The organism is Mesorhizobium sp. WSM4845 (genome assembly GCF_055811455.1).
In genome coordinates, this window is sequence record NZ_JBVVQA010000018.1 from 19,800 (window position 1) to 34,066 (window position 14,267).

A 14,267-nucleotide genomic window follows, 5' to 3' on the forward strand; every position below is an offset into this window, starting at 1 on the left:
GGAGAAGGCCGCAAGAAGTCATGGTTAGCGTCACGATCGATGAACAAACGCTGGAAGTGGAGGCAGGCTCTACGGTGCTGCAGGCTGCCGAGCGTTTGGGCATCGAAATCCCGACCTTCTGCTATCTGAAGCGGCTGCCGGCTCTGGCCTCCTGCCGCATGTGCCTAGTGGAGATCGAAGGGCAGCGGCGGCTGCAGCCTTCCTGCGCCACCGCGGTCACCGACGGCATGGTGGTGCGGACTAACACGCCGCTGATCGACGAAACGCGCTCTTCCATGCTCGACATGCTGCTTGCCAACCACCCGCTCGACTGCCCGATCTGTGACAAGGGCGGCGAGTGCGAGCTTCAGGACATGGTGATGGCATACGGGCCCCGGGAAAGCCGATTCCGCGATGCCAAACGTGTGTTCCACTCCGAGGACATCCGTCTCAGCCCCGTCATCATCATGAACGTCAACCGCTGCATCCAGTGCCAGCGCTGCGTCCGGATGTGTGAGGACGTGGTCGGAGCGGTCGCCTTGGGCACCATCGAAAAAGGCATGGATACCGCCGTCACCGGCTTCGAGGGCAGTCTCGCGAGTTGCGACCAGTGCGGCAATTGCGTCGAGGTCTGCCCGGTCGGCGCACTGATGAGCTTCCCCTATCGCTACAAGGCTCGGCCCTGGGATCTGGTCGAGACCGACACGGTCTGCCCGCATTGCGGCACCGGCTGCCAGCTCACCGTCGGCGCGCGCAAGGGCGAGTTCATGCGGGTCCGCTCGAAGTGGGAGCATGGCGTCAATCGCGAAACGCTCTGCGTGCGGGGGCGCTTCGGCCTCGACTTCGTCGGGAGCCGGGACCGGATCAAGCGGCCGATGATCCGTCGTGACGGCGCACTGGTTCCGGTTTCCTGGGACGAAGCCGGGGACTACTTGCGCCGGCGCCTGTCGGCCGTCGAGAGCAAAGCTGCGGGCGGGCTGGCCTCGCCGCGCCTGCCCAACGAGGTGCTTTATCAATTCCAGAAGCTGATGCGGACGGTATTCCGGACCAACAACATCGACTGCTCGTCGCGCTGGTCCACGCCCTTCGAGACGCTCGGCCCGTTGGTGGCGGGCTTTTACAGCCGCGCGCCGCTGGAGGAGGTGATCGGCAACGACTGCGTGCTTGTCGTCGGTGGCAACGTGACCGACGAGAACCCGGTCACTGAATACCTGCTGCGAGACGCGGCGCGGCGGAGGCAGACCAGGTTGCTCATGCTCTCGGCGAGGCCATCCCGGCTGGACGCCGATGCCCGAGCGGTCGTTCGCGTTGCTCCGGGCGCTGAGGCTGCGGCCCTTGCCGCAGTGGTGGCCGGTCTCGTGGCGGCGGCCGGCCAAGCCTTGCCGAGCGAGGTTCTTGCGGGCGTCGGCGCGGCAACCGGCTGGGCACCACCGACCATCGGCAGCGACGGGCCGGACCGTCTAGCCGCTGCGCTGCTGGACGGCGGGAGCGTCGCTGTGCTTGTCAGCGCCGACCTCCTGAGGCTTTCCGAAGCGCGCGCAACGCTGCAGCTCACCAACCTGCTGCGGGTTCTCCGCGTGCTCGGCAAGGGCCCGGCGATGCAGTTCCTCTTCGACCGAGCCAACCAGCTGGGCGCCTGGGACATGGGGGTTCTGCCGGCGGCCCTGCCGGGACTGCGCCCGGTCGGCGATCACACCGCGCGCACAGCTCTCATACGGGCCTGGGGCGCCGAAATTCCGCCTGAGCCGGGCGCGGATCTCGACGCAATGCTGGCGCTTTGTGACAAGGGGCGGGTAGGCGCGCTTTATATCGTCGGAAGCGACCCTCTGATGACCTATCCCGACCGGGGATTCGTCAAGCGGGCGCTTGATGCCACCGATCTCCTGATCGTGCAGGACACCTTCCTCACCGATACCGTGGGTCTGGCCGATGTCGTCCTGCCTGCGGCGGGTTATGGAGAGGAATCCGGCACCTTCACCAACAACGAGGGCCGGATCCAGGCGGTCCGCAAGTTCCGCGAACCCGCCTTCGAGGCGCGGGCCAATCTGGCGATCTTGGACTTCGTCGCAGCGCTCCGCAACCAGGCAATGCAACCGTCGATGCAAGGCGAAATCTTCCGCGAGATTGCCCGGCTGGTTCCGGCCTACCAAGGGCTGACGGACGGGCTTGGAGCCGACGGAGCATTCACCACGGCGGACCCGACGCCGCCGGCTGGCGAGTTCTTCGCCCCTCCGCCTAACCCGAATGCGGCCGACCAACTCATGTTGGTCACCGGCAACTGCCTGTTCCACAATGGATATCTTTCCGAACGCTCGGAGATCCTGAATACGGTGGCGGATGACCCATATGTTGAGATGAGCGCGTGGGACGCCGCGCAGCTTTGCCTTGCGGATCGCGATCAGGTGGTCGTGCGATCCGCCCAGGGCGAACTGAGGGCGCAGCTCAAGGTCAACAGGCATTTTCCCGCGGGCCTCGTGTTCGTGCCTGAAAACTATAGAGACCTGCGTCTCAACAGCCTTATGCGGCGGGGCGAATACCCTTGTCCGGTGGAGGTTCAAAAGGCGCACGCTGCCTTCGCCACCGGAGTCGGGGCGCGCCCTGAAGATCGCGGCCAAGGCATTGCCGAGCTTCCGGGCAGTTCACCCTAATCGGCTCCCCCGGGTTTGCATCCTCAGTGATAAGGGGTGCCGGCAATGTAATCGCTCAACGCTTGCTCGGTACGGAGCAATTCGTCGAGCCGGTGCTTGACCACGTCGCCGATGCTCACCACGCCGACAGAAGCGTCGCCATCCATGACCAACACATGGCGCGTGCGTCGGTCGGTCATGAGCGACATCACAAAGGGCAGCAAATCCTGTGTCGAACAGGTCACCACACTGCGGTTCATGATGTCGGCGACCCGCATTGTGGGCGCCTCGATTCCGTATTCAGCCACCGCATAGCAGCAGTCCCGCTCCGACAGCGTGCCCAGGCATTCCCCGGGCGAACGGCTGACGACCACGAATCCGATGTTGTTGTCCCGAAACAGCCGCAGGACTTCTACGACCGTCTGATCTGGTGTGACCGAGATGAGCTCGGGAGATTTGGTCTTCAAGATTTGGCGGACAAGCATCTGAGCCTCCTGTGCTCCGGCTTGACGGCTGCCGCGCGTTCACGTTCGGCGGATATTCCGCCACCAGTTGTATCCCTGAGGCTCGCTCGTCTCGACCAGCACGTCCTGTTCGGTGTTCAGGCGCGCGGCGACCACGCCGCCGCCGGTCGTCGCCTTGCCCGGTTTGCCGAGCAGGTCGTCGCGCCCGACCACCAGGTCACGCGAGGAAAAACTCGAGAATTCGTACTGTTGGCCAAGCGCGATCGCGTCGGCCGGGCAGGCGTCCTCGCACAGCCCGCAGAACAGGCAGCGGGCCATGTCGATCTCGAATTTAGCTGGATGCCGGTTGCCCTTCTCGTCCTCGTAGGGAATGACTTCGATACAGTCGCAGGGACAAATCCGCGCGCAGAGTTCGCAGGCCACGCACTTGATCTCGCCCTCTTCGTCGCGCGTCAGGAAGTGATGCCCGCGGTAACGCGAATAGGGCAACCATTTTTCCTTGTCAGGATACTGCATGGTCACGGATCTGGAGAACATGTAGCCGAAGGTCAGCGCCAAGGCGCCCGCTAGATCGGCGAAGAATGCCCAGCCGATCCATGTTCCACTTATGTGCAGTGCGCGCGACATCGCCGCCTCGCTTGGGGTGGCCCTCAAAGGAAAGCAACACCTGTTACTATTATGTTCGCCAGTGACAGTGGAAGCAAGACTTTCCAGCCGATCGCCATCAGTTGGTCGTATCGATAGCGCGGGAAGGTGAAGCGGAACCACATAAACACATAGAGGAAGAACGCGACCTTGAGCGCGAACCAGAGGAGCGGCGGCAACGGGATCAGCACGCCGTTCCAGCCGCCGAAGAACAGGATGACCGACAGGACCGACACCAGCAGCATGACGGCGTATTCGCTGACCATGAAGAACGCAAAGCGGATGCCGCTGTATTCGGTATGGAACCCGGCCCCCAGATCGCCTTCCGCCTCCGCTAAGTCAAAAGGTATGCGCTGGGCTTCGGCCAGCCCGGCGACGAAGAATACGAAAAACCCGACCGGTTGGTAGACGATGTTCCAGACATCGGCCTGCGCCCGCACGATCTCGAGCAGGCTCATGGATTGCGCCAGCATTACCACGCCGATGACCGCGAACCCCATCGGGATCTCGTAGCTGATCATCTGCGCGCAAGTCCTGAGGCTGCCCAGGACCGCGTATTTGCTATTCGCGGCCCAGCCGCCGAAGATGACGCCATAGACCTCGATCCCGATCACCGCGAAGACGAAAAGGAGCGCCACGTTCATATTGGAGACGTAGAGCGTGATCTCGGCGCCGAGGACCGAGACGCTTTCGCCGAAGGGGATCGCGACGAACACCACGAAGGGCGGGGCGAGCGCCAGGATCGGCGCCAGTTTGAACAGGAAGCGGTCGGCTTCGGCCGGGATGTGGTCCTCTTTGGTCAAGAGCTTGATGCCGTCCGCCACCGGCTGCAGCAGCCCGTGCCACCCCACGCGCATCGGCCCCATCCGCTGCTGGATGTGCCCGGCGATCTTGCGTTCGAGCCACGTCAGCGGCAAAGGCAGCAGCAGCAGGATCGCAATCAGCAACGCGACCTTGAAGGCGATCAGGCCAAGGGCGACGACAAGTTCCATAATCCGCGGCTACTTGTTCATCGGGTTGAGACTTACGATACTGAGCACTGCGCTTGTCCGGCTTCGCGGAAACGACAGTCTGCCGGCGGCGACGCAACTTGTGCAATGGTATCACAGTCTTACCGTTGCTGGCCATGGTGTGTGTCGCTTGGCGCTCAAACGCGCCCGCATATCGAGCAATGGCACGCAATGACGGGACCAGATGGCCCCAGCGCCTAATACTGAACGCCTCCACAAACAGCCCCCTTCTTACCGTTCAACAACGGCATTCGGCACGAGACACATTCCTAAGGGCCAGAAGGCAGGGCACTGAACCGCTTAATCGGTGCGTTGACGCTCCCCCACTAAAGAGCAATCCGAACGAGTTGCCGCCCGCCCGGCCAGAAAAGAGACCGACAACGCAGACGAGAAATGGGGAAATCTCGGCAGCGCCATCGGTCCAACGGCGAGGAGGGTTTGGTGCATTGTCAATGCTATCGGTCATTTCCTGACTGACGACCCGCTTCCTCAGCCGCGATGGGACGCGCGACAGCCCATCGATCCGTCAGAGCACAAAAACCCGGTTGGCAAGCAGCACGATCCCGAGCTAACGATCTAACAGGCATCCCTACAGCAGAGGCCAACAGAAAGATGGTATCTCAGGACACTGCACGGCCGTGCGGCGATCGGCGGTGTTTCGGATACTGCAAGGTGCTCCGTCGCAGATTTGGATTTAAGCCATTTTGTGACGGTATTGTTGACGGTATTCGAAGGAACGCCAATTAGAATTCTATTGCATAATCAATAAGCTATGAGGGCAGTAGACAATCGAGTGGGAGTGAGGGGGAGTACCGTGGAGTAGTATCGGATGGCGGAGGACACTCGAGCGAATCCTAGGCCATCGATAGCAGTCGACAGATTCTAGGCGACCCGCAGATCTGCCGCTCTGTCGGGCGTCTCCCCGCTCTTCGAACGGCGCCCATACGCCGTCAGATCCACCCCAACCTTCGCGACTTTGTGGCCTTCAAATATTCGGTCGCGCGCTGCTCGAAGAAGTTAGCGCCCGCGACCAGTTCTCGGCGCCGATCACACGGTCGTAGATCGATTACTGCTCCTTCTTGAACAAATCCTGGAAGATCAGCTTGCCCCAAATGCGGCCGCGTGCGTGCACCAGCGCGCCGCCCTCGCTGAGCTTTCCCAGCTTGACGGGCGCGAACCCGAGTTGTTTGGCCAAGGCCGCCACGGGAGCGATCGCATCCTCGTCGTCGCTCGACAGAAAGACGACCCGGTGGCCGCCCTCGACGATCGGATCGGCAGCCAGGGTGGCCGCAATCAGGTGATTGAACCCTTTGACGAACTTGGCGCCGGTGAACGCCTTCGCAACGAAGGCCGAGGACGGGAGACCGTTCAGCTCTTCAGGGACTGGAAACACGTTCGTCGCGTCGATGACTGTCTTGCCTTCCCAACTCGGCAGGGCCTTCGCAACCTCGCGGTGCGCCCCGAACGGGACCGCCAGGATGATTATGTCGGTCTCGAGTGCTTCCCGCAGCGACTTGGCGACGACCGTGGGTCCGATCGCCCGAGCCTGCGGTGCCAACGCCTCGGGCGGACGGCGGCTCGCGACGGTCACGTCGATGTTTTTACGGGCAAAGGCGCGGGCGAGGGCCTGGCCTATCTTACCAAATCCTACAATCGCGTAGCTCATAATGCTTCTCCGATCCGTATTGGTATTGATTCCCAGACCTTCCACGGCGCTGGGTTATCCGTTCTGCTGTGTGGCGACCTTTGTGTAGAAGCCCCGTCGTGAACGACTTCCGCGCGGCCGGGCCGACCATCAGCACGGAAGTCGTTCCACCATGGACATGCTAGTCCCGCCGATCAGCCACCTCCGGAGATCCGGCGCGAAATCAGATGGCCGAGAAGCCGCCGTCGACAGACAACTCCAACCCATTCACGAAGCTCGAATCGTTTGAAGCAAGAAACAGCGCGACTGCCGCAATTTCCTCAGGACGCCCCATCTTTCCCCGCGGGATCAGGAATTCGAACATTTGCTTCGCCTCCTCGGTGAGAACTTGGTCCTGCATCGGTGTGGCGATCGGCCCCGGGTGCAGCACGTTCACCCGGATATTCCTGCCCTTGAGTTCGTTGAGCCACCCGCGTGCGAACGCGTGCAGCGCCGCCTTGCTCGCCGCATACACGCTGTAACCAGGAAAGCCTTTGATCGAAGCAACTGACCCGGTCATGAAGATCGACCCGCCATCGTTGAACAGCGGCAACGCCTTCTGGACCGTAAACAGCGTGCCGCGCGTATTCAGGCCGAAGGTCGCATCGAAATGCTGCTCGGTAATCTCGCCCAGTGGGACGGCTTCGCCCGTGCCGGCGCTCGCGTACAGGACGTCGATCTTGCCCTTTTCTCGCTTGACCGTGTCGAACAGACGGTCGAGATCGTCGAGATTGGACGCGTCGCTGCGCACGCCGGTCACGTTCCGGCCGATCAGCTTGACGGCCTCATCGAGCGCCTCGTGCCTCCGGCCCGTGATGAAAACGTAGGCGCCTTCTTCAACGAACCGCTTGGCGCTCGCCAGCGCCATGCCGCTCGATCCACCCGTGATGACTGCAACCTTACCCTCAAGCTTTCCCATGACTTCTCCTTTCAGGCTCCGCCTTTGATCGTTCGGGGAGGTCCCCGAGAGCCTCGAGATAGGTCTGCCGACGTCAGGCTTTGAGTGCGGAAGCGCGCAGATCGGTGGTGCGAAATCTATCCGGCTGGACGACTGACGCCAGGCGCGACGATCGGTGTCAGCCGTCCGGAAATGGGCCGCGCTTGTCGGCATAGGCAGTGATCACCCGCCCGTGCTATCCCACAATCGAGAGGATGTTCGATAGTGTTGGAATCGGGCTTTCGAAGGCAAACCCCGCGGTGCGGGATTGCACCATGATCGACTGGGATGACGTTCGCTACTTTCTTGCCGTCGCGCGCGGAGGCTCGGTGCGGGCTGCCGCCGAGCGCCTCGGAGTGAACCACTCGACCGTGCTGCGACGCATAGCCCAACTCGAGGAACGCCTCGGGGTGCACATGTTCGAAAAGCTGCCTTCGGGCTACCGCCTGACGGCAGCAGGCGAGGAGGTCCTCGAGTTCGCGGACCAGATGGAAGCGTCGTCGCACCTGCTGGAGACGCGCGTCTTCGGGCGCGACCAGAGCGCGCGCGGGCTTCTGCGGGTGACGCTGCCACCGTTCCTCGCAACACACCTGCTCATGCCGGACTTCGCCGATTTCGCGCGTCTGCATCCTGACATCGAGATGGAAATCTTGTCGTCCGGCGAGGTGGCAAATCTGACCAACCGAGAGGCGGACGTCGCGATCCGCATCGTCTCCGACCGCAAGACCCTGCCGCTCAATCTTCACGGCCTGATGGGACCGGAGCTGTTCGGCGGCGTCTACATGTCCTGCGATCGACTAGCCGAGTGGCGTGCGGGCGCGCCTGATCCCATCCGGTGGATCGTCGTAAACATTCATGGCATCCCAACCTGGGCCCACGAGGGTGAGGTTCGTACCACAGGGGTTCCGTTCAGGACCCCGGACGCCGAGGCGCAGATCGTTGCAGCACGGCAAGGGATCGGGATCACGAGACTGCCGTGTTTCGTCGGAGATGCCGACCCCCTGCTGGCGAGGGTGCCGGGCACCGACCCGCACATATACGGAACGCTCTGGCTTCTCACACAGGGGGAGACACGCAAGACGAAGCGCGTGCGGCTCTTCACCGAGTTCGTATCCCGCAGGCTCGCCGCGTACGCTCCGCTTCTCGCAGGGCTATCCATATCGCGAGACTGACGCTCGGCAGGTCGCCGGCGACGCTTGCCGTAATCCGGTCGGAAGCCGAGCTGCGATCCCTTGAAGCGGCGTCGTTCAATCCGCGAATGTTGCGCGCACATCGCGCCCGTCGTCCTGTTCCTCGCGAGCGCTCGGCGCAAAGTCAAATCATTGCAGCCGGCTGTTGTGGCGCAGCACCAGGCCGACCGCGCCGAGCAAGGCATCGTTCTGCGTGTGCTTGCCAACGATTATCCGCGTGCGCAGTGCGGGCGCGATATCGCGGGACTTGATGAGAGTGTGGCGTTCATATGACGCGATCAGCGGTGCCAGGAGAATATCGCCTGCCAAAGCCATGCGGCCACCGATGATGATGAGCGGCGGATTGATCACCGAGCCGATCAGACCAAGGCCACGACCGGCGAAGTCCGCGGTGTCCTCGATCATCCGCAGCGCCCCGACGTCGCCCTGTTCAGCCATCATGATCACCTCGTCCATCGTCACCGGCCGCCGCACGATGCGCGAAATCTGCTCGAGCGGCCGGGCAAAACTCGCATAAAGCTCCAGGCATCCGCGATTGCCGCACCGGCAAAGATCGCCGCCGGGATCGATGCTGATATGCCCGAATTCGCCGGCGCCGCCGGCGATGCCCGTGACCAGCCGGCCATGCTGGACTATGGCCCCGCCGACGCCGAGATCGATCTTGAACAGGACGAAATCGTCTTGGCCAACGGCCGCGCCCCACATCAGCTCGGCAATGGCCGAGCAGTTGCTCTCGTTGTCGGCGAAAATCGGCTGTTCGAGAACCGGCCCGAACACATCGCGGATGTTGACCCCAGCCCAGGTCGGAACAATACTCGCACGCTGCACCACGCCTTCGCGGCTGACAGGGCCCGAGACGGAAACCCCAACCCCCAGGAGCCCCGCCATCGGCAGACCGTTCTCTACGTAGCATTGGGCAATTGCTGACTTGGCGAGCTCGGCCGCCTGTTGTGGCTGGTAGTCCAGGCCCATGGCGATAGTTTGTTCGGCAATGACAGAATGCGAGACGTCGGCGATGAGGCAACGCATCTCATCGAGGCCTAGGTGGATGCCGACGCAGGTGCCCGCAGCGGGATTGAGCGTCAAGGTCGCGGCAGGCCTGCCAATGCCCCTGGCCCCGTCATGGTGGGCCGAGGATTCAATCACCATTCCGGACTTTTTCAAGCCATTGAGCGCGGTTGAAACTGTCGACCGCGCCAAACCGGTGATGTGCGCGATTTGCGAGGCAGAAAGCACGCCGCGCTCACGCAGGCATCGCACGATCAGGCTCTCCGGTGATGCGGAGGGCTTGTCGATCAGCCAATTTCTAAGCGAAGGTTTGTTCATGGTGAGCACAAAGGACGTTGACTGATAGCTCAAATATGTCATTTTGGAAAGAACGGAGATGCTGCATCTCCCTCTGCGACGAACTCGAATTGCGTCACAAGCGGTCGATACGAACCGTACATCACATGGGAGTGAAACGATGGAATACCTGAGGACGGCCGTTGCGGCCGCTACGGCGTACACCCTTGTTGCGGGAGCCGCGCTCGCAGAGCCCAAGACCAACCTGTTGCATCAATGGGCGACCGGATCGGACGCCCAGGCTATTGCCAAGCTCGGCGAGATGTTCACCGCCAAGGGTGGCACCTGGCAGCAGACCTCCATCGCAGGCCACACGGCCAACACGCTGGCGAAACTGCGCGCCGACGTGATCGCCGGCAATGCACCGCCAGCGGTGCAGCTCAAGGGACCCGAGATCGCCGAATGGAACGAGACCGGCATGACAGCCAATCTCGACGACCTGGCGACAGCGGAAAATTGGGAGAAGGTCGTCGCTCCCGAATTGCTGCCGGTGATGAAGCCGACCGGCAGCTGGGTAGCGGCGCCGATGAATATCCATCGCATCAACTGGCTGTGGGCATCGCCGAAGGTCATGCAGGAAGCAGGCGTCGCCGAGGTGCCGAAGACGTGGGCGGACTTCAACGCCGCCTGCGACAAGGTCGTGGCATCGGGCAAAATCTGCATCTCGCACTCGACTGCCGACTGGACCGATTCGACGGTCTTCGAGGTGGTGGTCTACGGAATGGATCTCGATCTCTTCAAGAAGGCCTTCGTCGAGGGTGATGTCGAGGCGATGCGCAGCGACGGCATGGTCAAGGCCTTCGAACAGTTCCGCACCATGACGACGAAATATATGGACCCCGGCATGAACGGCCGCGACTGGGATAGCATGTCGCATCTGGTCGGCCGCGGCGAGGCCGCCTTCCACATCATGGGCGACTGGACGCTCGGCCTGCTCACGGCCGGCGGCTTCAAGCAGGGCACCGACTATGTCTGCGCCCAGGCGCCGACTGACTGGGGCAAGCCGGGCTTCATCCTGAATTCCGACTCGGTGGTGTTCTTCCAGCAGAAGGATCCGGACTACGTCGAGGGCCAGAAACTGCTCGCCAGCACCATCCTGTCGCCCGAGTTCCAGACGATTTTCAATCAGACCAAGGGCTCGATCCCGGCCCGTCTCGACGTCGATCTTTCGAACGGCTTCAATCCCTGCCAGCAGCTTTCCCAGAAGGACCTGCAGGCGTCGATCGATGGCGGCACGCTTGTCCGTTCGATGGCGCATAACATGACGATCCCGCAGAAGGTGCGCGGCGCGATCATGGATACCGTCACCGAATTTGTGGCGACGCCGGACATGACCGCGCAGGACGCAGCCAGCGCGATGGCCGATGCGGCCGAAGCGCAGATGTGAAGACGCTGCCGATGATGGCTTGTCGCGCGTCGCCCGGCCCCGACTTCGCCGGAGCAGAAGATGTCAACGCGTGACCTGACCGTACCGGTTGCGGCTACCGCAACCCCGTGGCGGCAGCGCCTGGGCACGATGGTGCCCATTCTGGTGCTGGCGCCGTCGCTTGCGGCGAGTTTCATCTACGTCTTCGTCTTCACGCTCTGGACGCTCTATCTCTCGCTCTCCAGTTCGTCGCTGATGCCGACCTATGGGTTCGTCGGTCTGGACAATTACGCTTCGCTCTGGGCGAACCGGCGCTGGAACATCGCCTACACCAACCTCTTTCTGTTCAGCGGCTTCTATATCGTCGGCTCGATGGCCATCGGCCTGCTTCTGGCGATCCTGATCGACCAGCGCGTTCGCGGCGAGGCGGTCTGGCGCACGATCTTCCTCTATCCGCTGGCAGTCTCCTTCATCGTCACCGGCACGGTGTGGAGTTGGCTCTATAACCCCTTCGACGGCATCCAGGCCTTCGTGCGGGGGCTCGGCTGGACCGACTTCAGCTTCGCCCTGACGGCCAACCGCAACACCGCAATCTATGCGGTGATCATAACCGGTATCTGGCAGTCGTCCGGCTTCGCAATGGCGCTTTTCCTGGCTGGCCTGCGGTCGGTCGATCCGGATCTCATCAAAGCAGCGCAGATCGACGGTGCGTCGGTTTCCCGAACCTATCGGAAGGTCATCCTGCCGACGATCGCCCCGATTTTTCTGGCGGTGGCCGTCATCCAGATCCAGTTCGCCATCAAGACCTTCGACCTGGTGGCGGCGTTGACGCGGGGTGGGCCAGGTGTGTCGACTACCTTCCCGGCGATCTATGTCTACGACCTGATGTTCCAGCGCGGGCAGATCGGCGAGGGTGCCGCCGCGGCGATGATGATGCTCGCGGCCCTCGCGGTCGTGCTGGTGCCCTATTCCTTGTGGATCGTTTGGCGCAGGCGGGCGGAGGGCCGCAATGGCTGAAATTGCCGCCAACGCCCGGCATGATCCCGAAGCGGCCGCGGCTACGCGGCGATATTTCTGGGGTCGCTTCCTTGTCTATGCGGTGCTGATGCTTTTCGCCGTCATCTACCTTGCACCGCTGCTGGTCGTCGTCTTCAACTCGTTGCGGGAGCAGTCCGACATTGCCCGCAACGGCCTCATCTCGCTGCCGCGTAGCTTCCGCCTCGACGCGTGGGCACAGGCTTGGGGCACTTATTGCGTCAGCGGCACCTGCGAAGGCATGAAGCGCAATTTCTTCAATTCGCTCTGGATGACGATCCCCGCAACGCTCATTTCCACGCTCCTCGGCGCCATGAACGGCTATGTGCTGTCGAAATGGCGTTTCAAGGGCTCGGAAATTCTGTTCAATCTGATGCTGCTCGGCGTCTTCATGCCCGGCCAGATCTCGCTGATGCCGTGGGCGTTCCTGCTCGGCAAACTCGGCCTGACCAATTCGACCTACGGGCTGGTGTTGATTCATGTCGTCCAGGGCATCTCGTTCACCACCCTGTTCTGCCGCAACTTCTACGTCAGCATACCCGACGATCTTATCAAGGCGGCACGCATCGACGGCGCCGGCTTCTGGCGGATTTTTCGCAAGATCATCCTGCCGCTGTCGCCGCCGATTTTGATCGTCACCGTCATCTGGCAATTCACCGGTATCTGGAACGAGTATCTGTTCGGCGTCGTCTTCACTTCCGGCCAGCAGCAGCCGATTACGGCGGCATTGGTCGCGCTCACTGCCGGCGGCACGACCGCCCGTGCTTACGATGTGATGAGCGCAGCCGTGCTGATCGGCGCGCTGCCGCCGCTGCTGATCTACCTGTTCGGTGGAAAATACTTCGTCCGCGGCCTGACACAGGGCGCCATCAAATGAGGCATCGTCCATGTCCGCGCTGATGATCCGCGACCTTCACAAGAGCTATGGCGGGCTCGAGATTCTGGCCGGCATCAATCTCGAGGCGCGAACCGGTGAGTTCGTCGCCCTTGTCGGCCCCTCCGGATGCGGCAAATCAACCTTGCTCGCCATGATCGCCGGCCTGGAGACCGTCACCTCGGGCGAGATCTGGATCGGCGACCGACTGGTCAACTCCGTGCAGCCCAAGGACCGCGACATAGCGATGGTGTTCCAGTCATACGCCCTTTATCCGACCATGACGGTGCGCCAGAACATCACCTTCGGCATGGAAAGCCGGGGCGTGCCGAAAGCGGAGCAGGCGGAAGCCGTAAAGCGGGTTGCCGCACTGCTGCAGATCGAGCAGCTGCTCAACCGCAAGCCTGGGCAATTGTCGGGTGGGCAGCGGCAGCGCGTTGCGATGGGACGCGCCCTGGTACGCGATCCAAAACTGTTTTTGTTCGACGAGCCGCTGTCCAATCTCGACGCCAAGCTGCGCGTCGACATGCGCACCGAAATCAAGAAGCTTCACCATCGCGTCGGCAAGACGACGGTGTACGTCACTCACGATCAGGTCGAGGCGATGACGCTCGCGTCCCGCATTGCGGTGATGAACCAGGGCTCGGTGCAGCAGTTCGACACGCCGAAGCGGATCTATGACCGGCCGACCAACATGTTCGTGGCCGGTTTCATGGGATCGCCGGCGATGAATTTCATCCCCGCCCGGCTTGCGGGATCGACTAGCATCTCGGTACGCGCCGCTGACGGCAGCGACGCCACTCTTGCCCTTGCCATGCCGCTGTCCGCCGGTGCGCCAAAGGACGTGGTGCTCGGTGTTCGGCCCGAACACATCTACCGCTTCACGACGGACCTGAAGTCGCGCAAACCTGCTGTGCAGCCCTTGCAGGCGCCGGTGGAACTGGTCGAACCGACCGGCGCCGAGACGCTTGCCGTCCTCAGGCTAGGCGACCTGGAGATCACCGGCCGTTTCGAGCCGGATGACGCTCCCGTCATGGGCGAGACGATAACGCTCGGCATCGACATGTCGCGCGCCTGTCTGTTCGATCCAGCAACCAAGGCGCTTCTGTGAT

General features: G+C 62.4%; 12 protein-coding genes. 6 read left to right on the forward strand and 6 right to left on the reverse strand.

The window, feature by feature from the left end:
* Positions 1-20 precede the first annotated feature (20 nt).
* On the forward strand, positions 21-2,627 hold the full coding sequence (nuoG, locus tag AC0L2C_RS20330; RefSeq protein ID WP_473524254.1) for an NADH-quinone oxidoreductase subunit NuoG: 2,607 nt from the start codon (positions 21-23) through the stop codon (positions 2,625-2,627).
* A gap of 23 nt (positions 2,628-2,650) precedes the next feature.
* Here the strand turns inward: nuoG and AC0L2C_RS20335 are convergent, their stop codons facing one another.
* The 5 genes from AC0L2C_RS20335 to AC0L2C_RS20355 all read right to left on the reverse strand — a co-directional run bounded on the left by AC0L2C_RS20335 (position 2,651) and on the right by AC0L2C_RS20355 (position 7,328).
* A complete protein-coding gene (locus AC0L2C_RS20335; protein ID WP_023800391.1) occupies positions 2,651-3,091 on the reverse strand; it encodes a CBS domain-containing protein in 441 nt (146 codons plus the stop codon).
* A gap of 39 nt (positions 3,092-3,130) precedes the next feature.
* Complete coding sequence (locus tag AC0L2C_RS20340) at positions 3,131-3,697, reverse strand: NADH-quinone oxidoreductase subunit I (protein ID WP_023800392.1); 567 nt, start codon at positions 3,695-3,697, stop codon at positions 3,131-3,133.
* A gap of 23 nt (positions 3,698-3,720) precedes the next feature.
* A complete protein-coding gene (gene nuoH, locus AC0L2C_RS20345) occupies positions 3,721-4,707 on the reverse strand; it encodes an NADH-quinone oxidoreductase subunit NuoH (RefSeq protein ID WP_473524255.1) in 987 nt (328 codons plus the stop codon).
* 1,084 nt (positions 4,708-5,791) lie between these two features.
* On the reverse strand, positions 5,792-6,391 hold the full coding sequence (locus AC0L2C_RS20350) for an NADPH-dependent F420 reductase (protein ID WP_128245417.1): 600 nt from the start codon (positions 6,389-6,391) through the stop codon (positions 5,792-5,794).
* 202 nt (positions 6,392-6,593) lie between these two features.
* The gene (locus tag AC0L2C_RS20355) at positions 6,594-7,328 is read right to left on the reverse strand and encodes an SDR family NAD(P)-dependent oxidoreductase (protein WP_473524256.1); all 735 of its coding nucleotides are present in this window, start codon (positions 7,326-7,328) and stop codon (positions 6,594-6,596) included.
* A 293-nt stretch (positions 7,329-7,621) separates the two neighbouring features.
* On the opposite strand from AC0L2C_RS20355, the gene AC0L2C_RS20360 reads away from it, so the two are divergent.
* Positions 7,622-8,518, forward strand: coding sequence for a LysR family transcriptional regulator (locus AC0L2C_RS20360; RefSeq protein WP_128167592.1), 897 nt, complete (start codon positions 7,622-7,624; stop codon positions 8,516-8,518).
* A gap of 147 nt (positions 8,519-8,665) precedes the next feature.
* Here the strand turns inward: AC0L2C_RS20360 and AC0L2C_RS20365 are convergent, their stop codons facing one another.
* Positions 8,666-9,862 (reverse strand): ROK family transcriptional regulator, encoded by a 1,197-nt coding sequence (locus AC0L2C_RS20365; protein ID WP_473524257.1) that lies wholly within the window; start codon positions 9,860-9,862, stop codon positions 8,666-8,668.
* Between the two features lie 139 nt (positions 9,863-10,001).
* Here AC0L2C_RS20365 and AC0L2C_RS20370 point away from each other — a divergent pair, with 139 nt between their 5' ends.
* From AC0L2C_RS20370 to AC0L2C_RS20385, 4 genes are read left to right on the forward strand one after another with little or no spacing between them, the layout of a single operon-like run.
* Complete coding sequence (locus tag AC0L2C_RS20370) at positions 10,002-11,267, forward strand: ABC transporter substrate-binding protein (protein WP_128245420.1); 1,266 nt, start codon at positions 10,002-10,004, stop codon at positions 11,265-11,267.
* Positions 11,268-11,327: 60 nt separating this feature from the next.
* Positions 11,328-12,263 (forward strand): carbohydrate ABC transporter permease, encoded by a 936-nt coding sequence (locus AC0L2C_RS20375; RefSeq protein ID WP_473524258.1) that lies wholly within the window; start codon positions 11,328-11,330, stop codon positions 12,261-12,263.
* Complete coding sequence (locus tag AC0L2C_RS20380) at positions 12,256-13,158, forward strand: carbohydrate ABC transporter permease (RefSeq protein ID WP_027152467.1); 903 nt, start codon at positions 12,256-12,258, stop codon at positions 13,156-13,158. The genes AC0L2C_RS20375 and AC0L2C_RS20380 overlap by 8 nt, the downstream gene beginning before the upstream one ends.
* Before the next feature lie 10 nt (positions 13,159-13,168).
* Entirely contained in the window at positions 13,169-14,266 is a 1,098-nt protein-coding gene (locus AC0L2C_RS20385; RefSeq protein ID WP_236387779.1) for an ABC transporter ATP-binding protein, read from the forward strand.
* Position 14,267 lies beyond the last annotated feature (1 nt).